Source organism: Pseudomonas sp. NFACC10-1 (genome assembly GCF_900119195.1).
Classification (GTDB): domain Bacteria; phylum Pseudomonadota; class Gammaproteobacteria; order Pseudomonadales; family Pseudomonadaceae; genus Aquipseudomonas; species Aquipseudomonas cerasi.
This window is the reverse complement of record NZ_FPJB01000004.1, coordinates 464,717-484,614: the sequence shown is the minus strand read 5'-3', so window position 1 is coordinate 484,614 and position 19,898 is coordinate 464,717. Positions and strand designations below refer to the sequence as shown.

9 protein-coding genes and 3 pseudogenes are annotated in these 19,898 nt (G+C 52.1%); 5 read left to right on the top strand and 7 right to left on the bottom strand.

Annotated elements, in window-relative coordinates:
* Window positions 1–783 precede the first annotated feature (783 nt).
* The 3 genes from BT119_RS14415 to BT119_RS14405 are packed head-to-tail and all read left to right on the top strand — an operon-like array spanning window position 784 to window position 10,583.
* On the top strand, window positions 784–1,260 hold the full coding sequence (locus tag BT119_RS14415) for a hypothetical protein (protein WP_248671628.1): 477 nt from the start codon (window positions 784–786) through the stop codon (window positions 1,258–1,260).
* Entirely contained in the window at window positions 1,257–9,320 is an 8,064-nt protein-coding gene (locus tag BT119_RS27510) for a calcium-binding protein (RefSeq protein ID WP_072366160.1), read from the top strand. The genes BT119_RS14415 and BT119_RS27510 overlap by 4 nt, the downstream gene beginning before the upstream one ends.
* A gap of 54 nt (window positions 9,321–9,374) precedes the next feature.
* Window positions 9,375–10,583, top strand: a complete 1,209-nt coding sequence (locus tag BT119_RS14405; RefSeq protein WP_072366158.1) for a glycosyltransferase family 4 protein — start codon at window positions 9,375–9,377, stop codon at window positions 10,581–10,583.
* 105 nt (window positions 10,584–10,688) lie between these two features.
* Here the strand turns inward: BT119_RS14405 and BT119_RS14400 are convergent, their stop codons facing one another.
* The 5 genes and pseudogenes from BT119_RS14400 to mapR all read right to left on the bottom strand — a co-directional run bounded on the left by BT119_RS14400 (window position 10,689) and on the right by mapR (window position 14,502).
* Window positions 10,689–11,582: a LysR family transcriptional regulator gene (locus BT119_RS14400; RefSeq protein WP_072366156.1), complete on the bottom strand. Its 894-nt coding sequence runs from the start codon at window positions 11,580–11,582 to the stop codon at window positions 10,689–10,691.
* A gap of 88 nt (window positions 11,583–11,670) precedes the next feature.
* Window positions 11,671–11,790, bottom strand: a pseudogene (locus BT119_RS26830) (alpha/beta hydrolase); the annotation flags it as partial.
* Between the two features lie 23 nt (window positions 11,791–11,813).
* Window positions 11,814–12,359, bottom strand: a pseudogene (locus tag BT119_RS14395) (carboxymuconolactone decarboxylase family protein); the annotation flags it as partial.
* Window positions 12,358–12,549: pseudogene (locus BT119_RS14390) on the bottom strand (aldo/keto reductase); the annotation flags it as partial. The pseudogenes BT119_RS14390 and BT119_RS14395, both read right to left, overlap by 2 nt.
* Before the next feature lie 543 nt (window positions 12,550–13,092).
* Window positions 13,093–14,502 (bottom strand): GntR family transcriptional regulator MpaR, encoded by a 1,410-nt coding sequence (gene mapR / locus BT119_RS14380; protein ID WP_058417309.1) that lies wholly within the window; start codon window positions 14,500–14,502, stop codon window positions 13,093–13,095.
* A 427-nt stretch (window positions 14,503–14,929) separates the two neighbouring features.
* On the opposite strand from mapR, the gene BT119_RS14375 reads away from it, so the two are divergent.
* Complete coding sequence (locus BT119_RS14375) at window positions 14,930–16,417, top strand: SulP family inorganic anion transporter (RefSeq protein ID WP_003411446.1); 1,488 nt, start codon at window positions 14,930–14,932, stop codon at window positions 16,415–16,417.
* Window positions 16,418–16,440: 23 nt separating this feature from the next.
* Here the strand turns inward: BT119_RS14375 and BT119_RS14370 are convergent, their stop codons facing one another.
* Both BT119_RS14370 and BT119_RS14365 read right to left on the bottom strand, forming a co-directional pair.
* Entirely contained in the window at window positions 16,441–17,616 is a 1,176-nt protein-coding gene (locus BT119_RS14370) for a sensor histidine kinase (protein ID WP_058396301.1), read from the bottom strand.
* 5 nt (window positions 17,617–17,621) lie between these two features.
* Complete coding sequence (locus tag BT119_RS14365) at window positions 17,622–18,311, bottom strand: response regulator (protein ID WP_003435879.1); 690 nt, start codon at window positions 18,309–18,311, stop codon at window positions 17,622–17,624.
* Window positions 18,312–18,409: 98 nt separating this feature from the next.
* Here BT119_RS14365 and BT119_RS14360 point away from each other — a divergent pair, with 98 nt between their 5' ends.
* The gene (locus BT119_RS14360; protein WP_072366150.1) at window positions 18,410–19,882 is read left to right on the top strand and encodes an efflux transporter outer membrane subunit; all 1,473 of its coding nucleotides are present in this window, start codon (window positions 18,410–18,412) and stop codon (window positions 19,880–19,882) included.
* Window positions 19,883–19,898 lie beyond the last annotated feature (16 nt).

Below are 19,898 nucleotides of genomic sequence, written 5' to 3'. Positions count from 1 at the left end.
GTAATGAATTTAAATCTCGCTTTGCTCCTCCCTTTTCAAGCACTTTTCGCGTCATAGCCTTGAGCACCGCGTGCTACAGCGCATGTCGTCACGTGTTGAATTCGCCTCTCGCCCGAACCGCCGTCAAACCCTAATCCAATAGACCCTTTCTTGGAAAACCCAGCGTTTTTTTCAGCGAAGGGCGATTTCGCGCGGCCGCTGCAGCCGCAGTCAGATGAGCCTGTAGCAGATGGTTCAAACCGTTCGTCGGATTTATTCGGTATTTGCAATAAAAGCAATCTGCCAGCACGGAGCGCAATTTACTTCCTCTACAGATTTGTACAAGATTTGATACAGGTCGACGAGGGCCGTTGTAGGTGGCTGAAGAAGACCCTCCACCGATGTCTTTTCGATATTTATTAGGACTCATGGCATGCAAAAAAATGCATGCCAGGCGCTTTACTGTTTGGATCAGCACGTTGGTTTGAAAACTACGTGTTGAATTCATTTGCATTATAGCGTTATCGAATGTAGATCACTTGGTCTGCATGTTTATTTAAATAATGTTGTGGCATCAGCGTGCTCTGATGATAAGGGAGAGGTGAAAATTTGGCGATCTTCGTAATGCCGTTGTTGTACTTATACTATGTTCTTGCTTTCTGGTTTATTTGCAAAGTTTCTCTGTGGGGTTACTCGAGTAATGTAAGAAAGGTTCACGTTGTAATAAGATTTCTCTGTTTGTCGTTTATATTCTATGGGTCTGAGCTTTATTCGTATGCTGAGTGGAAAGTGGCATGCGCTACTATGGCAGGGCTGCATGTTTATGCTAAAGAGCCTGTGCAGGGGTTTTTCTATCCTCGTATTAGGCAAGTAGAGTCTAAATATTTTCTGAATAAGGGGTATGGTTTTGTCGAAGGTGCAGAGCTTGCCAAGTTGAAGCCTGCCTCTGATCAAATATATAGATTTTATAAAGGGGAAGATGGGGATGTAAATAAGGAGGCTGTTACAAAAATTCAAAGTGTTTACCAGTACGAGTCCAAGCATATAAAAATGTTAGGCGGCGGCAAAATCGACAAAAACATAGTAAGGAAAATAGACTCTGATCAGATATTAGGGGAGTCAATAATTGTTCAGTACAATGGAGGCATAATACAAGATTTGCTATTTTCTTTCTTTTCGGCTGATCGGGTGGGGCTAAGTGCGCAGTGTGTCGGTGATTTGAATGGAAAAAACATCATCGAGGAAGTTATTCCTCCTATCTTGAGCAGGGAAATGAAATGAATATTAAAATTTATGCAGTAAATAGTTTGTTAGCGCAGGCATCATATGGGCTTTTTTATTCTTTAGCAGATACAGATGTAATTAGTGCGTTAATTAATCCTGACAAGGGAGGTTTTTCGGAGGTACAAGCTACAGATTTTGTTGAGCAGTACGAACTGGTCAGCTACCAGCAGAATACAGAAAATGGATTTGCCGCTGCGATATTTGAAAATCGTATTACACATGAGGTTACGTTTACAATCCGAGGGACCGAAGGCGATTTTAACGATATGGTTGAGGCGGACGCAATTGGGATTGGATTCAATGGAATTGCAACTTGGCAAAGCATTGATCTATTCAATTATTACCAAGAGCTTACTACGCCGGCAGGCCAAGCATACACTGCTTATAGTTACAGCTCGGGTATTTACACGCCTCTCGGGTTGACCATCGTTCCTGCAGGAATTACAACTGAGGTCAAGATTGCAGGCGACGGGTATAAATTAAGTTCAAGTGGTTTTAATATTGCAGGCCATTCTCTGGGAGGGCACCTGTCGATCGTGCTGAGCAGGTTGGCAGAAGACAGTGTAAAATCGGTATTTACATACAATGCGCCGGGTTTCGATACGGCACTTGTTCCCGCGGCTAATAATACCGAATGGTTATTTAACACGCTAGCTGCATTGCAGGTTGCGGAGACTGGAGCCACATCGATTGGTACCAAGTTCTCGCCGGAAAAAATAACCAATCTGGTATCTCCTGGCGATATGGTGTCCAAAATAGGTACCGTGCCAGGGATCATCTATAAAAGCTTCGATGAACTGTCAGATATAGTGGGGGCACACTCTATTGTCAATCTTTCGGATGCACTTGCAGTTGCATCATTATTGCACTTTTTTGACCCCTCTCTGACCCTTGGTGCTATTGCAGGTATATTGTCCAGCAGCACGCTTAATGAAAACCTGGCACTGGACTCCGTGGTATCGGCTTTAAGCGCGATTATCAATTCAAGCCCTGTCAAGGAGCCCGCAAGGGTTAGTGAGCTTTCACGTGACGATATGTACGAAAATATATTGTCTATGAACAATCACTGGGTGGCTGGAGATAAGCCCACTACTTTTGTTACTTCGTTGGTAGGTTTATCTGCTAACGCAATCGAAAGTCTCATGTATAGCAACGTTGCTTATAAATACGCAGCCTACAACTTTAATGGTTTTGCGTTGAAAAACGACAGTTTTTATCAGGGCATGCAAGGGATCGATACTCTGAATGATTACAATCAGGCGACAGGCACAGGTAATATAACTTCGGCATGGGTGTCAGATAGAGCGTTATACTTGAGTTTGCTATTGAAAGCTGATGCTGAAGGTGCTGATACGGCACTGGGTTCTCCTCTGATAACGCTGTCAAAGCACGCTTTCCTGTTTGAAGAAGGAAATACGACCTACAACACTCTTTATGTCAACGAAGGTATAGATCGGCAATCAATACTCTTTGGTTCTCGGGCTGATGATAACCTGCTTGGAAGCTTGGCACGTGATCATCTTTATGGCGAAAGTGGTAATGATTATTTGTACGGAGGTGATGGCGATGATCTGCTTGAGGGCGGGGAAGGTAATGACCACCTGAATGGTGGACGAGACGATGACCGTTTAATCGGTATGGGCGGAGCCGATACCTTAACCGGCGGCTCAGGAAATGATCAGCTTGAAGGGGGGGCGGGTATTGATACTTATAGCTTCTTCAAAGGCGACGGTCTTGATCACATTATTGACGGGGATGGTTTAATAAAAATAAATGAAGCGGCTGTGCACGGTGGTAAGCAAGTTGGTCCTGGTGCTAACACCTGGTTGAGTGAAACGGGAGATGTAAGATTTTCCTTAAGTGACGAAGGTGGTGACCGTAAAAGCTTGTCGATGTTTTATGGAGACGGCGATCGGATAGTCATTGATAATTTCGTAATGGGTACTTTTGGAATCACCCTAAGTGACTACATTGAGCCTGATCGAAGTTTTGGTAATTTAACTACCATTGAAGGAGATTTGAAACCTGAAGATCAGGATGTCACGGAGGCGGATATTCAGGTCGGCCTTGACGGCTGGGGTAATGAAATAGTCATGCCTGGCGTCGCAGATCCGGACCGCGAAAATAGATTATTCGATACCCCTGGGAATGATAATTTATTAGGGCTGGGCGGTGACGACGAGTTAACGTCTCGACAGGGTGGCGATGACAGGCTAGATGGCGGTAGTGGAGACGATACGTTAACAGGTGGTGTCGGTGATGATACCTTGGTCGGTGGTGTTGGAACAGATATTCTCATTTCCAGCGATGGTGATGATGAATTATATGCTGAAGTGGAAACAACGCTAGACGACTTTATAATGTCAACGTCAACCAAGAATGGGGCCAATTTCCAGGATTGGCTAGATGCTGGTAAAGGAGATGATCTACTTATCGGATCCTCATCACGGGATATGCTGCTTGGCGGTGAAGGAGCGGACACCCTGGCAGGTGGCAATGGTGATGATTTTCTTGGCGGTGACGAGATAGGAGGTATTCCTGATGCAGATTGGTCTTTTACTACGGATTTGCAAAACAATGGATTGATGTTACTCAACACGTTTAAAGCAGGGCTGAATGACGATATTGAGGATGGCGGTGATGACGTCATGTACGGTGGTGCAGGAAATGACATGCTTTGGGGGAGTTTTGGAAACGATTATCTAAGTGGCGACTCCGGTAATGACATACTTGATGGTGACGATGGAAATGACACACTTTTTGGAGGCACGGGAGACGATTTCCTAGCGGGAGACAGCCTGGACTATTCTGGAAATTTGGGAAAAGGGGCTGATTACCTGGATGGCGGTGATGGCAATGACCAACTGATCGGATCAGCTTTAAACGACATACTAATTGGGGGCACTGGCAACGATACCTTGTGGGGCGATAATTTTTTTGGAGGAGACGATCTTCCAGGTCAAGACTTCCTGGATGGAGGAGACGGCTCGGATTATCTGATGGGAGGCCAAGATAACGACACTCTCTATGGCGGCGATGGCGAAGATTTTCTGTTCGGAGATGAAACGTCTGCACCGAAAGCCCAGCACGGCAACGACGTCTTGTATGGCGGTCAAGGTAATGACGAAATTCAGGGTATGGGAGGCAACGATACCCTTTTCGGAGGGGGCGAGAACGACACTCTCTTGGGCGATGGTCGTGACGTTGCCGCAGAGTCGCATGGGGATGATTTGATCTTTGGTGAGGCAGGCAACGATAGCCTATGGGGTGGAGGCGGCTCCGACTCCTTGTATGGTGGAGAAGGTGCGGATTTTCTTGAGGGAGATTTTCCTGGCCTGACAACTTTATATGAAGGGAATGATTACCTTGATGGAGGAAATGGCGAGGATACCCTTCAAGGTGCAGGCGGTGACGATACGTTATTCGGCGGTAATGATAACGACGTGTTATTCGGGGGGATGGGAGATAACGTTCTGGAAGGCGGGCAGGGCAACGATTTTATTTCGGCTTCTACCGGCAATGATGTGTACCTATTTAACAGCGGGGACGGCGCAGACACCATCGAAGACAGCGGAGGCAATAACAAGATTTTCTTTGGTGGTAAATTTTCGGTCGACTCTCTTGAAGTCAGGATTTCAACTCCGTCGTTGGGTCAACAGTATCTTCATGTAGGCGACTCATTGGGCAGTTATGTTTTGCTCGCTAACATGCCAGCCTGGTCAACGTCCAGTTTTAGTTTTGTCGATGGGGCTACATTAAGCTATGCCGAGCTTATAAAACTCTCCGAAAATAGTTTGAAATACACCGGCTTTGAAAAGTCTGAGCTTGTATATGGCACCATGTTAGCTGATGTCATTAATGGTGAAGGCGGTGACGATTCCCTCAATGGCCAAGGCGGTGACGATCTGTTAGATGGCGGAGAGGGCGCAGATACATATATCGTCAATGCAAACGATGGTGATGACATAATATCTGATAGCGTTTGGGTTCCCGCTAGCACAGTCACTCCACTTACTGTTGAACAAGCCAACAATGCCGTAGCTGCAGACAGTGATATTTCAGGAAACGTTGTCCGTTTTGGGCAGGGGATCACCAGAGATAATGTTCTTTTTAAGGAGGCCTTGACGTTTTCATTGCAGAAAGTTCTCTTGGTAGAGTACCCAGGCGGCTCATTAACCATTCTAGGCGGTTTTGAAAGTGTCATCGCGAAGTATAGTTTTGCTGATGGATCGGTGCTCACTCACGCTGACGTGATGAAAATAGTATCTTCAACACCGGCTGTTTCCAGCAACGGCGCAGATACGATTACCGGCACAGATGCTGATGATCAACTTGATGGCAAAGACGGGGCAGACCTCATCTACGGCGGCTTAGGGAATGACAGTATCGTAGGCGGACAGGGAGACGATACGTTGTATGGGGGCTATGGTGATGACCACCTATACGGTGGGGATGGCGATGATCGTCTCGATGGCGGTTCAGGTAACGATGTGTTGGAGGGTGGCGCTGGAGATAATACATTCTATTTTTCGCGAGGTATGGAGAATGACACATTCATCGCGGACGGCGCATCGAATAACACATTGATTTTCGGCTCGGACTATAAGTTGTCCGACGTGCTGGTAACTCAATCGGGTGCTGATCTTGTTCTCACCAGCCGTAACGGGCCAGAAAGCGTTACATTAAAGGATTATTACACCCTACATCAAAGTTGGAGCGCGGTTTTAGCCGGTGTGACTTATAAGGGGTTTGATCAGGTCCTTGAAGCTTCCGCTTTTCAAGAAACTTCGGCGTACGCGTCTTATCAACAGCAATTTATTGACAGCGTCCAGAATGATTTGTTTTTACGGCTTACCAGTGATGTATACACTTCATTGGGGGACGGTAACTTTCAATGGGTCAGCAGGGGCGACAATGCTTTTTCGAGTTGGGTTTCCTATAAGAACTGGAACAGTGAGTTTGTCATTGGTCATGTTGAAGCTCCGGTCGGATCTATGCATCATAAACAGCCAGCGGTAGCTGTACTTTTCGAAGATACGAGTTCCAGTAAGCGCGTTGAGAATAGCGCTATTATTTCTGTCGCTCCTAGCCACTCAACAGGATCGAATTTTGTTCCAAAATCAGGTGCAGTGTTTCACCCTAGCGTGTCTAACACTGGATTTGATTTTGCTTTGGGTAGCACTATAGTTGAGGTTAACGATGTTACTGGAAAGCCGGATGGGTGGTGGGTTTATCCCCCAGCCAATTCGGCCTCTTCGAATTCCTATAAAGGTATTCCTGAAGGCTCCACACAAATTTCCAAGCTTTTTTCGGTGTCTACTAGCTTGACGACATTTACCCATAAGATTGTTTATGGCGACAATGTGAGCGGGCGAGTTGATGTTGAGCACGGTAATATTTTCTATGCAGGTAGTGGAGATGATCTATTAGTCGCTTACGCCCTAGATTCGTATCATGGTGATCTTTGGTACGGCGGGACGATGATGTCAGGTGGTGACGGCAATGATACGTTAGTCGGTCATCATGGTGACGATGTTTTAATTGGCGGCGGCGGAAATAACGTATTTTTTGGTGGTAACGGAAAAGACACTTACGTTATAGATAAATTTAGTGGTACTGATGTTATTGCCGACTTTCCAGAGCCTGATGATCATGATAGTTGGACTGCAGACAATAAACATATTTGGACATTTGGCTATGAAGAGTATTCGCTTGACGCCCTCGATACCGTCATTCTGCCTGACGGTGTCGCTATTGGTGATCTGAAACTTACCCAGAGCACTGTGTTGCTAGAGGGCTTGAGTCTTGATCTATTAAAAACTCCAGAAACAGAATTCTCGAATGCTGTACAAGCCGCCAAAGCCGCTATGGCTTATAATACCTTAGACCTTAATTGGAGTGGGCACAAAGTTCAAATCGTGCTTCCGCACTCTAACGATCCGCGCGGTTCGGGTATTGAGCAAATCGAGTTTTCTGACGGTACGAAAATTTCCTTAAAAGATTTGATGGCTAATAAAGGCTTCAGTAGTGTGCCCGATCTCTATTTAAACGGAGTCAACATAGAATACACCGGGTTGTTAGGTGCCCGCATTGATCAAAAATTACCATTTGCTGGCGGCGCCGGTCACGATACTATTACTACGAGCAGATATGACGCCTATGGATTTGGTGGTGACGACTACCTTGAGACTGTTGCTAACAAAGGACAGTATTCGCCCTATTTATACGGCGGGGACGGTAATGACACGTTAGTGGTTAACACTGTTGCTTCATCAGTCGATGGTGGATTTGGCGACGATGTTATCGTTTTGAATGGTGATATCTGGACTAATGTAATCGGTGCTGTTGAGGGACACGACAGCATCTTGTTTCGTAATGGCGTCACTGCTGAGAGATTATCGTTTCATAAAATGGCAGCGTCATTGGCTATTATTGTAGATTCTGATACTAATAAAATAACAGTGATAGATGAGTATTTTAGCACTGTCGGGTCGGGTGACTACACGGTACGTACCGCTGATGGAAAAGCTTACAGTAAAGAACAAATAAGTATGATGCTGACCGAAATGCCGATTCCTAACCAATCACTTCAAGGTAGCCTGGGCAACGATATGATTTTTGGTTCTGATGCGCCAGAAGATATCTATGGCTACAGTGGTGTCGACGACACTCATGGTGGCGCCGGCAGTGATCGATACTTTTTCTCTATGGGCGAACAACTTGAAGTTCAGGAGGGTGGAGGCACGAGCGACGCTGTTGTATTTGAAGGAGGGGTTGATGCTAATTTGCTTGCTGCTTCGGTCAGGAAAGTTGGCAATGATCTACTTTTCGATTTCAACGCTGTCTCAGCCGGCCACGTGACTGTCAAAAACTTTTTCCTCGGAGGTGAGTTTTTGGTCGAACAATTCGTGACCCAGGCAGGTGATGTCATACCTGCTCAAAAAATATTTGATATATTCAATGTCGTAATGCCGTTAATTTCTTCCTCTGCTTATGATTCGCGTATCAATGATTTGGCAGACGCTGATTCTGTCATTAACGGCTCTGACGTCCGCGATGACATATTTGGCTTCAATGGCTCGGATACTTTGTTGGGGCGTGGGGGAGACGATAGGCTTAGCGGAGGGAATGGCAATGATTTGCTGTCAGGGGGACTTGGAAACGACAGACTGATAGGCGGTCGTGGTGACGATATTTACGTTTTTGCCAAAGGTGATGGTCAGGATGTTATTGATAACACCGGGGGCGGGAAAGATATTTTGCGACTGGTGGGCATCAATGGTGCAGATATCAGTGGTGGTTTGGTTAAAGATGCCAATAATCTGGTTATTAATGTCAATTCCTCATCTGATTCTATTACGCTCGAAAACTGGTTTGTCGGCGGTGACTCTACAATAGAAAGTATAGTTTTTGATGACGGAGCCGTTGCATCGGCAGCGATTGCTTCTGCATACGGTATCAACACATCGACAAGCACTATTTCTGATGTTTATTCTTCCCTTCCGGAAGAGCGCGACTATTCAAATGTTATGGTTGCCAGGCACGATAATATGTTTCTGGTAGGTACTCAGCTTGGCGACTTTATTGAGGGGTCATCGGGTGATGATGTTTTGTATGGTGGTGGCGGTGATGATTACCTTATCGGCGGAAAAGGGAACGACAATTATCTAAATATTTTTTGGGGTGATACGGGTAAAGATGTCATTAATAACTACTCCACCGTGTCTTCAGATAAAGATTCCTTGATGTTAGATGTGATGGATATCAAAACGATCTGGTTTGCCAAAAATAATACTGACTTAATTATTTCACATTTGGGTACGTCTGATTCGGTCACTGTTGTTGATTGGTATTTAGGTGAGAATTATAAAATTGATCAGATGTCAACTCCGCGTTACAGCGTCAGCGCCGAAGGCATTGAAGACATGGTAGAGGTCATGTCGACGCTGGGCGAACCCGTCAATGGTCTTATAACTCTGACCGGCGACCAGCAAGCTGTTTTTGATTCGTTGATCGCCTCCAACTGGATTAACTACTCTACGCCCGTTGTCATGTGACCTTTCAGCATCCAGGCACGCTGTGCCTGGATGCTGGCTTCAGGAAGAAGAAACTTGAATATATTGATTATTCATCAGAATTTTCCGGGCCAGTTCAAGAATCTGGTTCGTGATATTTCACGTCGTTCAACGTGTGAGTTGACCGTCATTTCTCGGGATACTACGCCTGTCTATCACGGTGTGCGTCACATCAGGTACAGGCCCAAGAGGTCGGTATCAAGTACGACCCATAATTATTTAAGAACCTTTGAGGATGCTGTGCTTCATGGTCAGCAGGTTCTCAGAGTGCTGTTGCAACTGAAAAGAACTGGCTACCGTCCTGCTGTTATTCTGGCGCACCCAGGATGGGGAGAAGCTTTATTCATAAAAGATGCATTTCCGGACACGCCGCTTATTAATTTTTGCGAGTACTACTATCATGCTATGGGTGCTGATACAGGATTTGATCCCGAGTTTCCTGCATCAGCCGATAGCCGTGCTCGACTACGGATTATCAATTCTCTTCACTTACTCAACCTTGAACAGTGTGATGTAGGTATCACACCGACCCGCTGGCAGCACTCCCTTCATCCGGCTGCCTATCGAGACAAGATAAAAGTCATACATGAAGGAATTGATCTTGATGGGCTTATGAATGTTCACCGTAGTGACTTGATTTTAGAGAATGGTCAGGTTATTCGTTGTGGTGACCCTGTCATCACCTACGTTGCCAGAAATCTTGAGCCCTATAGGGGGTTTCATGTATTTATGCGTTCTTTGTCACGAATACTCAATCACCATGATTCGGTACAAGTTCTGATTGTCGGTGGTGACAGCGTCAGCTATGGAGCTCGCCCTCACGGTTCTTCAGGCTGGAGGGAGAAAATGACTTCTGATATGAGTTCATCTGATTTAAAGCGTATTCACTTTCTCGGAAAAGTCAGCTATGCCAAATACAAACAGGTGTTGTCATTGTCATCAGTGCACATTTACTTGACTTATCCATTTGTGTTGTCCTGGTCATTGCTGGAGGCGATGGCGATGGGGTGCGTTGTTTTGGGGTCAAGAACCAGGCCCGTCGAAGAGGTTGTTACTGATGGCGTCAATGGATACTTGGTGGACTTTTTTGATTGTTCCGGTATCGCCGATCAAACGCTGTCAATTTTAAATAATCTGGATAAGCAGGAATATATAAAGGGAAATGCACAGAAGAGCGCCCAAGCTTACAGTAGCAATGAAGGCAATTCAGCATATTGGGATGTCATCCATAGCGTGGTGATCTAATTTTTTTGTATGTGTTTACAAAACGGCTTAAGACCATTTCGTTATCTGTTGCTGCACACCAGAGGGCTTGCTCGATCAAAAAATCAGCCGCAACCTCAGATGAATTCAGGGCTGATGGCGCAAAGCATCTATCACGACGCCCAACGCTGACGACTGCTCGCGACGGTTGGGGTAGTAAAAATGGTATCCGGGAAACGGTTGGTACCAGTCTTCCAGTACACGCACCAGACGCCCTTCGGCAAGCTGCGCTAAAACCATGTCTTCCGGCAGGAAGGCCAGGCCACAGCCAGCAACCGCTGCGCGCAGAATTGGCGCGCTGCTGTTGAATGTCCATTGCCCTTCGACGCGCGCTTTCAGCTCGTGACCCTCCTTTTCAAAGTCCCACTGCAACAGGCTGCCGTGAGTGGGCAGGCGCAGGTTGATGCAGCTGTGTTCTGCCAGATCGCCGGGTGTGACAGGTGGCGTGTAGTTGCGAAAGTACTCGGGGGAGGCCACGACCGCCATGCGCAGTCTGGGGCCGATCGGCACGGCGATCATGTCTTTGGCCACCTGATCGCCCAGGCGGACACCGGCATCATAGCGCTGCGCAACAATGTCGGTGAGGGCGTAATCGACGGTGATTTCTACATGGATGTCTGGAAAGTTTGGAAGCACCTTCAGCAGTTTCGGCCAAAGGATGTTATTGGCGGCATGTTCTGAAGCGGAAATCCGCACATTGCCCGCAGGCGTGTCGCGAAACTCCCTGATGGCTGCCAGTTCCAGTTCGATTTCTTCGAAGCGTGGTGCCATCGACTGGTACAGGCGCTGGCCCGCTTCGGTCGGTGACACGCTGCGCGTGGTTCGGGTCAGCAGCCGCACACCAAGACGCGCTTCGAGGGCGCGCATGGTATGGCTGATCGCCGATTGCGACACGCCCAGCTGTGCCGCAGCGCGAGTGAAACTGCCTTCGCGGGCAATAACCACGAAGGCTTGCAGATCGTTGAGGTTGGCGCGAGACATTGAGGGATTCTGTGGTGAGTTGAACGGGCCAAGCGTAATGTAAGCATATTGTGTATCGGCCGATATGCCGTGCGTTGCCGATGACCTGTCAGTCCAGATTCTTCTCGGCGAGAAACTTCGCTACAAGGTCTGCAATCTGGACGTTGTTCAGGTCGGACATCGGGAAGTGCGTATTGCCCCTGATGCCGATTTCAGGAAGGTGAATCAGAAGGTTTCTTGCCACGTTCATAATCATTCCTTTGACGTTTCGAGTGCTTGTGTCAGCGCCTCGCGTGCGCGTCTGGCGATGGTTTCATCTGCCTGCTCGGCAAGTATGTTGGTCACCTCGCGCAGCTGTGCAGCGCTTAAACCCACCCTCATGCTCGCCAGCATATGGGAACGCAACTGCGGCTCGGCACCCGGCGTTGCTGCCAAGGCACCGACGGTGGCCAGCTCGCGTTTTTGCCAATCGAGGTTGTCGCGCTCGAAGATGTCGCCGAACAGATGCGTTTTCAGGAACTGATTGATGACAGGGGCGAAGTCAAATAAAGGCCCTTTGACGGTGCCACCGGAAATGCGTGTCTGATTGGCTACTCCTGCCTCACGCAACGCCTCGCCTGTGGGGATCGCCCGGCCGGGGTCGTTTCCGGGTGCGTCCTGAATACCGCGCTGTTTGCGTGCCTCGACCGTGTTCATCAGTTCGTTCAGCGCATTGAGGCTGCGCGGAAACCCGGCATAGGCGTAGAGCTGAACCAGAATCTCCTGGGCCTCGCTAATGGATAGGCCAGCGTCGAGCCTCTTCGTTGCTGAACGGGCCGTAGGCTTCCGCGGTATCGAAGAAGTCGACCCTGCGTTCTTACGCGCTGCGGATCAGGCTGATCATGGCTTGCCTGTCGGCGGCCGGGCCGTAGGCCGAGGTCATGCTCATGCAGCCAAGGCCCAGCGCCGATACCTGAAGAGAACTGTTGCCTAAATTACGTTTTTGCATTGTGTGCCTCCCGTGGAACGAACCAGCAAAGCTCGCGGGCGAAAAAACATGGATGGGCTGTTCTCAGTGACGATTTCACTGCAGCAACATCGGTCGAGAGGAAGTTATGCGAGGGAAGGCTGAGGTACTAGACGGGTAAATCGGCAAGGGTATATGAGGAAGACTAATTAATCGGCTGCTGAACGAGTTTCGAGCAGATTTTCGCGCCCATGCGCAGCATGGGCGCGATAGTCATCAGGACGTGTGCGTACAAACGTGAGCGATGAGCACGACGGCGGTAATCAATGCTCAATACGGCGAAATAGTCCCCAGCAAACCCACCGCAATCGCCAATAACAAAAAACCTATCAATGAAAGTCCGAGCTTGCCCATGAGCGTCTCCTGCTGGTCGATCTGTCTGTAACGAGCCGCAGGCGCCACTCTTGGCGGTTGGCCTGCGCGTTTCAATGCGCTGCCATTATCGTGCTCGGATAGATTCTGGTACAGATTCAGAAACGGCTTAAAAATACGGATCAGTTGTCTTTATGCAAGGCATGAAAACGCTCAGAACGACGCGATGATACGGCCCAGCATTGCCATGGCCTGCTCGCTGCGTTCGTCCCAGGGAGTGCCGTAGTTAAGGCGCGCGCAATTCTTGAAGCGCCGTGACGCGGAAAAGATCGGGCCGGGTGCGAGGCTGATGCCCTGCGCGAGTGCGAGTTGAAAGAGCTGCAGCGAATCAACCTGCTCGGGGAATTCGAACCACAGAAAGTAGCCGCCGACGGGGCGGGTGACGCGTGTCGCCGCCGGAAAATAGCGGGCGGCTGCAGCGAGCATCGCGCCTTGTTGCAGTTCGAGGGTGTCACGCAGTTTACGCAGATGGCGGTCATAGCCGCCGTGCTTGAGGTAGTCGGCGAGCGCGGCCTGAGCGGGGACCGAAGGGGAGAGGGTGGTCATGAGCTTGAGGCGGTCAATCTGCTCGGTGTAACGCCCGCCTGCCACCCAGCCGACCCGATAGCCGGGCGCGAGGGTCTTGGAAAACGAGCTGCAGTGCATCACCAGTCCGCTGCGATCCAGGCTTTTCACCGGGTGAGGCGCCTTGGCGCCGTAATACAGTTCGGCGTACACATCGTCCTCGATCAACGGGATTTGATGCTGTTCCAGCAGGTCGTAGAGCCTGATCCTGTTTTCCTGAGTCATGCTCGCGCCCAATGGGTTCTGAAAGCTGCTCATGAACCAGCAAGCCTTGATCGGCAGGCGTGTCAGGCTGTCCTGTAGCGAATCGAGGTCCACCCCGTCACGCGGATGCACGGGGATTTCGACGGCTTTCAGCTTCAGACGCTCCAGCACTTGAAGGCAGGCATAGAACGCCGGAGCTTCGATGGCGACCAGGTCGCCGGGCTCGGTGACGCACTGCAGGCACAGGTTCAGGGCTTCCATGGCGCCATTGGTGATGACCAGTTCGTCAGCGGGCAAGCGCACGCCACTGATCATGTAGCGTAGGGCGATCTGTCGGCGCAGTTCGGGGTTTCCGGTGGTCATGTCGCTGACGATGCCCGCAGGCGTCAGCGCACGCACAGCTGAAGCCATCGACTTTGCCAGGCTCGCCAACGGATACAGATGCGGGCTGGGAAACGCCGAGCCAAATGGCACGGTGTCCGGGTCCTTGAGCGAGCCGAGCACTGAAAAGATCAGGTCGCTGACACCCAGTTCGGTGCCTTCGCTGGCGTGTCTGATCAGTTCAGGTTCGGTCAGTGCATTGGCGGCATGCTCGCGCACGTAATACCCGGAGCGTGCGCGGGCCTGAATCAGTCCCTTGTCTTCCAGCAGGTAATAGGCCTTGAAGACCGTCGCCGGGCTGACGGACCAGGTGCGACTCGCGACGCGTACGGACGGGACTTTTTCCCCGGCGGGCAGGACGCCGCTGCGAATCATTTCCGAGATGTCGGCGGCGAATTTTTCGTAACGTTTCATAAGCGGCATCGAATGAACAAGGCTGCATCATGAGCGAAACCGGCCATAACGAACAGAGACACAACAGCTGTAAAAAACAGAATCAGATGGCTTGTTCACGTGTTTCAGGGTGTTGCGTCATCCGTCACTCAGGTCGTTCGGGGAGATGACTTGCGCTTGAATCACTCAAACGGATAGGTCTATGATGCCAGCGCCTTACGACCCATCGAAGGAAATAGACGTGTCCCGTTCCAACTGGCTGCCTACGCCGCCTTAGCGCTACGCCCCCCTCGCAACACCTGACTGCCTTCTTGCTGCAGTCGCCCGTTGCTGCGCCCGTTTTTTGGTCGCCGCCACTCCCACTCTGACTACTTAATCGAAAACCGATGCTCCTGCTCGTCCGGCAATCGCTGCCGTGCGTCTTGCTGCGTCTGTCACAGGTATTTCCATGCTCGAAAAAATCAAAGCTACGTGGTTTTCCAACGTTCGTGCCGATGTATTGGCCGGGCTTGTCGTTGCATTGGCCCTGATTCCAGAGGCCATCGCGTTCTCCATCATCACCGGGGTAGACCCGAAAGTCGGGCTTTACGCGTCATTCTGTATCTGCGTGGTCATCGCGTTCGTGGGCGGACGCCCGGCGATGATTTCTGCGGCTACAGGTGCGATGGCCTTGCTGATGGTGAATCTGGTCAAAGAGCACGGGCTTCAGTATTTGCTGGCCGCCACCTTGCTCTGCGGCGTACTGCAGATCATCGCCGGCTATCTGCGCCTGGGTGAGTTGATGCGCTTCGTTTCACGCTCGGTGGTTACCGGGTTCGTGAATGCACTGGCGATTCTGATTTTCATGGCCCAGTTGCCGGAATTGACCCATGTGACCTGGCCGGTTTACGCGATGACCGCAGCGGGCCTGGCAATCATCTACCTGTTCCCGCGCGTGCCGGTGCTGGGCAAGTTGCTGCCTTCGCCGCTGGTGTGCATTCTGGTGCTCACCGCAATTTCCATTTACATGGGGCTTGATGTACGAACCGTGGGTGACATGGGCGCAATGCCCGACAGTCTGCCGACCTTCATGTGGCCGGACGTCGCGCTCAATCTCGACACACTGCTGATCATTCTGCCGTATTCCGCCGCGCTGGCCGTGGTGGGCCTGCTGGAGTCGATGATGACCGCGACCATCGTCGATGACCTGACTGATACCACCAGTGACCGAAACCGTGAGTGCAAAGGGCAGGGCATTGCCAATATCGCCACGGGTCTGATCGGCGGCATGGCTGGCTGCGCCATGATCGGCCAGTCGATGATCAACGTGAAGTCTGGCGGCAGAACACGCCTCTCAACCCTCAGTGCGGGTTTGCTGCTGTTGATCATGATGCTGTTTCTGGGGGAATGGCTGGCGCGTATTCCGATGGCGGCGCTGGTGGCGGTGATGATCATGGTATCGATCAGTACCTTCAGTTGGGGATCGATCCGCAACCTCAAGGAATACCCGCTCTCGACCAACATCGTGATGGTGGTCACCGTGGTGGTGGTCGTGGCGACCCATAACCTTGCCTATGGTGTGCTGGTCGGTTCTCTGCTTGCCTCGATGTTCTTTGCCAGCAAGATCGCTCACTTCCTCGATGTCACGTCGCATCGTGATCCCTTCCACAGCCATCGCACCTACTACGTGACCGGCCAGGTATTCTTCGCCTCCGCTGACCGTTTCATGGCCTCATTCGACCTGCGCGAAAGCCTCGAGACACTGGTCATCGATCTGCGCGAGGCGCATTTTTGGGACATCACCGCTGTGGCCGCATTGGACAAGGTGGTTTTGAAACTGAGAAAGGCGGGCATCAGCGTCGACGTTATCGGCATGAACCGGGCCACCGCTACGCTGGTGGACCGCTTTGGTGTGCATGACAAGCCGGACGGTATCGATTCGTTGATGGGGCACTGATCTGCGGGGCCGGGCAGGCAGGCTCAGCCCGGAATCTCCAGGCGGATGACGGATCCTCCGCCTGGCCTGTTGCGGACCTCGATAGTGCCGTCGTGCTCGAGACAAATCGCTCTGGCGATGGACAGGCCAAGGCCGCTGCCTCCCGAATAGCGCGCCCGCGAACGTTCGGCACGCCAGAAGCGGTCGAACACCTGTTCGAGGTTCTCCGAGTCAAAGCCGGGGCCGCGGTCCGAGACGGTCAGTTCCATGCGCCCTGCGCTGGCTTTGCCGACAATCAGCAGCTCACCACCCATCGCCGAATAGCGCAGCGCGTTATCGACGAGAATATTCACGACCTGGCCGATCCGGTCACGGTCGGCGTTGACGGTCAATTTCCGCGGGATGTCGATCATCACGGCGACACCTGCCTCATCGAGCGGCGTGGCAAACCAGCCCAGACGTTCGACCACCAGTTTCTCAAGGGAAAACTCCGTCTTGTCCAGGGTCAACTGACCCGCGCTGGCGAGCGAGAGCAGGTGCAGATCGCTCACCAGTTTGTTCAACTGGCCGAGCTGGCGGTGGACCATTTCCAGTTGTGCCAGGTCACGCGGGAACACTTCGTCGATCATGCCTTGTATGCGTCCCATGGCGGCATTCAGTGGCGTGCGCAGCTCATGGGCAATCATGGCACTGGACTCGCTGACTTCCAGTTCGTAACGGCCGAGCTGAGTGGTCATGGTATTGAAGTCGCTGACCAGCGCCTGCAATTCGTCCGGGTCGTTGGCGCTCATCGGCAGGCGCGTCTTGAAGTCACCCTGGGCGACCTGACGTGCGCCTCTGGCAATCGAGGAGAACTGGCTGGAAAGCGGACGGGAAAACAGAAAGCCGAAGAATATGATGATCGGTATCGCGATCGACACCAGCGCTGCCAGCACCCACCATTCCTTGTTGGCAATGCCCGGCAGCAGGTTTTCGATCGGGTAATACTCGAAGAACAGTTCGCGCAGCTTGACCATGTCCAGGGTGGGCTCTGCCTGCAGCCGCAGGAACTCCATGCGCACGTCGGCCGGCATTGCCTGCAGGGTGAGCCAGTCAGAGACTGTGACGTGTAGCCACATGCAGAACGCGATGACGATGACCGCACCGACGGCGAGCATGCTCATGCGCATGCCGACCCAGTGCCACAACGGTTTTTGTCTGTGCCTGAAAAAATCTCGCATGAAGATCACCTGAACCGATAGCCGACCGAACGGACGGTGACCAGCACATTTTCCACGCCATGGATCTCCAGTTTGCGCCGAAGGTTATGCACATGCGCATCGACAACCCTGGCCAGCGCCTCGCTGTCGGGAAGGCAGATTTCCAGCAGTTCTTCGCGAGTGAAGGCCTTGGACGGCGTTTTCAGCAGCGTTGAAAGGATCTTGAACTCGGTAGGTGTCAGGTCGAGTACGGTCTCTGCGCCATCCTGACCTTCAATGATCGCGGTGACCGCATCCAGCTCCACCAGCAGGTTCTGGTAGCGCAAATGACGCTCGTTGTTGCCGTTCTGCTGGGAGCGCCGCAGAACCGCATGCACGCGGGCCACCACTTCTCGCGGGTTGTAGGGCTTGACCACGTAATCGTCGGCCCCATAGCGCAAGGCGCCGAGTTTTTCCGGTTCGTCGCCCATGGCGGTGACCATGATCACCGGCGTGTCGCTGCAGCGCCGGACGGCCGACAGCACGTCGGTACCACTGACAAGCGGCAGCATGACGTCCAGCAGAATCAGGTCGGGTTTCCACTGACGGTGCATATCGATACCGCGCTGACCGTTTTCGGCCAGCCCGACGTTGAAACCGTCACGACGCAGGTAAGCCTCGAGAATGCTGGCACTGTCGGCGTCGTCTTCAACGATAAGAATGCGTTTTCCTGACACGAGCGCGCCTCTTGATCAAATCTTGATAATTCACGAACGGTTTGTTGAAAGTCGACGTTCAGGATGCTGTCCAGAGCCCACTGTCGCGGACAGATCCTATGCCGATGAGTACACCGCTGTCCAAGCGTATCCACAACCGCCGCTGGCGTTGCCTGGCCATGCTGGCGAGCCTGACTCTTTCGGGCTGCTCGTTGATACCGGCCTATCAGCGTCCGGCGTTGCCGGTCCCGGTCGATCAGGCGTCCGCTGTGGTCCCGGCCTCGAATACCTCCAGCGCCGTCGTGCTCAGTGCCGACGAAGAAGCGCTGGCTGGCGAGTTGTCGCCAAAAGGCGAACTGCGCCGGTTGCTGCAATCGGCCCTCGCGTTCAATCGCGATTTTCGTGTGGCGGCGCTGCGTGTGGAGGAGGCCAGGGCAATGCGCGGCATTACCCGCGCCGATCGCTTTCCGACCCTTGCTGCAGGTGTCGAGCGCGATCGTCAGCACTTCGATAATGCGGCCGCCGACGAGCGTTATGGCCAGGACATTTCCATCGCGTCGGTGGGCGTCTCTGACTTTGAACTGGATTTCTTCGGGCGCGTGCGCAGCCTGTCAGAGGCGGCGCGGCATGATTATCTGGCCAGCACCTACGGCCAGCAGGCGGCACGCAGTGCGTTGATTGCGGAAGTCGCCCGCGCCTGGCTGGCCGAGCGTCTGGCCGCTGCTGTGCAACAGGATGCGCAGGCGGTTCACGAGGCCCGGCTGATGCTGGTCAAGGCGGCCGAAGAGCAGCAGCGTCAAGGTGCGCTTTCGCTGGATGATCTGATGGCACAGCGCCTCGACACCCTGAGCGCGCAACAGCAGGTGCAGGATGCGGCAAGCGATCACGCCAACGCGTCGCAGGCCTTGTTGTTACTCACCGGCTATTCGACGGTATTGCCCGTCAGCACGCCAGACACCCCTGCGCTGACCACCGCGCTGGTCGAGACGCCGTCCTGGCTGTCGAATCTGCCGTCTCAGCGTCTGCTGGAACGCTTTGACATCCGTCAGCGCGAAGAAGCCCTCAAGGCCAGCAATGCCAACATTGGTGCTGCCCGTGCGGCGTTCTTTCCGTCCATAAAACTCAGTACCGGCGTGGGCTTGCAGAGCGACAGCCTGCGCACCTTGTTCAGCAACGGCAGCGGGGCCTGGCTGTTTACGCCGCAGTTGAATCTGCCGCTGTTCGACGGCGGGCGTAATCAGGCCAACCTGGACCTTGCCAAGGTGCGTCAGCAGATCGCGGTGGCCGAGTATGAAAAGGCTGTGCAGAACGCCTTCCGTGAAATGTCCGCTGTGCTGACCCGCCGTCAGCAGGCCCTGAACCATGTCCGCAACGAGGTCGAGCGGGTTGCGCTGGTCCAGGAAAAAGTGCGGCGCCTGTCCTTTGAACTCAATGCGGGCGCCGTCGAGCGCACTGCATTGCTGGTTTCCACTCTCCGTATTGCTGAAGCCGACGCAGCCGCTCGCCAGTCCCTCGATGCGCTGCAGCAAAACCGCATCGATCTGTTTCGAGTGCTGCACGGAGCAGAACCGACAACCCCACCCCAATCCTGAATGACACCGGAGTATC

Bases quoted from the DNA above. Each gene is read 5' to 3' on its own strand.
- BT119_RS14415 (WP_248671628.1), top strand. From the start codon at position 784: ATGGCAGGGCTGCATGTTTATGCTAAAGAGCCTGTGCAGGGGTTTTTC.
- BT119_RS27510 (WP_072366160.1), top strand. From the start codon at position 1,257: ATGAATATTAAAATTTATGCAGTAAATAGTTTGTTAGCGCAGGCATCA.
- BT119_RS14400 (WP_072366156.1), bottom strand. From the start codon at position 11,582: ATGTCTCGCGCCAACCTCAACGATCTGCAAGCCTTCGTGGTTATTGCC.
- mapR (WP_058417309.1), bottom strand. From the start codon at position 14,502: ATGAAACGTTACGAAAAATTCGCCGCCGACATCTCGGAAATGATTCGC.
- BT119_RS14375 (WP_003411446.1), top strand. From the start codon at position 14,930: ATGCTCGAAAAAATCAAAGCTACGTGGTTTTCCAACGTTCGTGCCGAT.
- BT119_RS14370 (WP_058396301.1), bottom strand. From the start codon at position 17,616: ATGCGAGATTTTTTCAGGCACAGACAAAAACCGTTGTGGCACTGGGTC.
- BT119_RS14360 (WP_072366150.1), top strand. From the start codon at position 18,410: ATGCCGATGAGTACACCGCTGTCCAAGCGTATCCACAACCGCCGCTGG.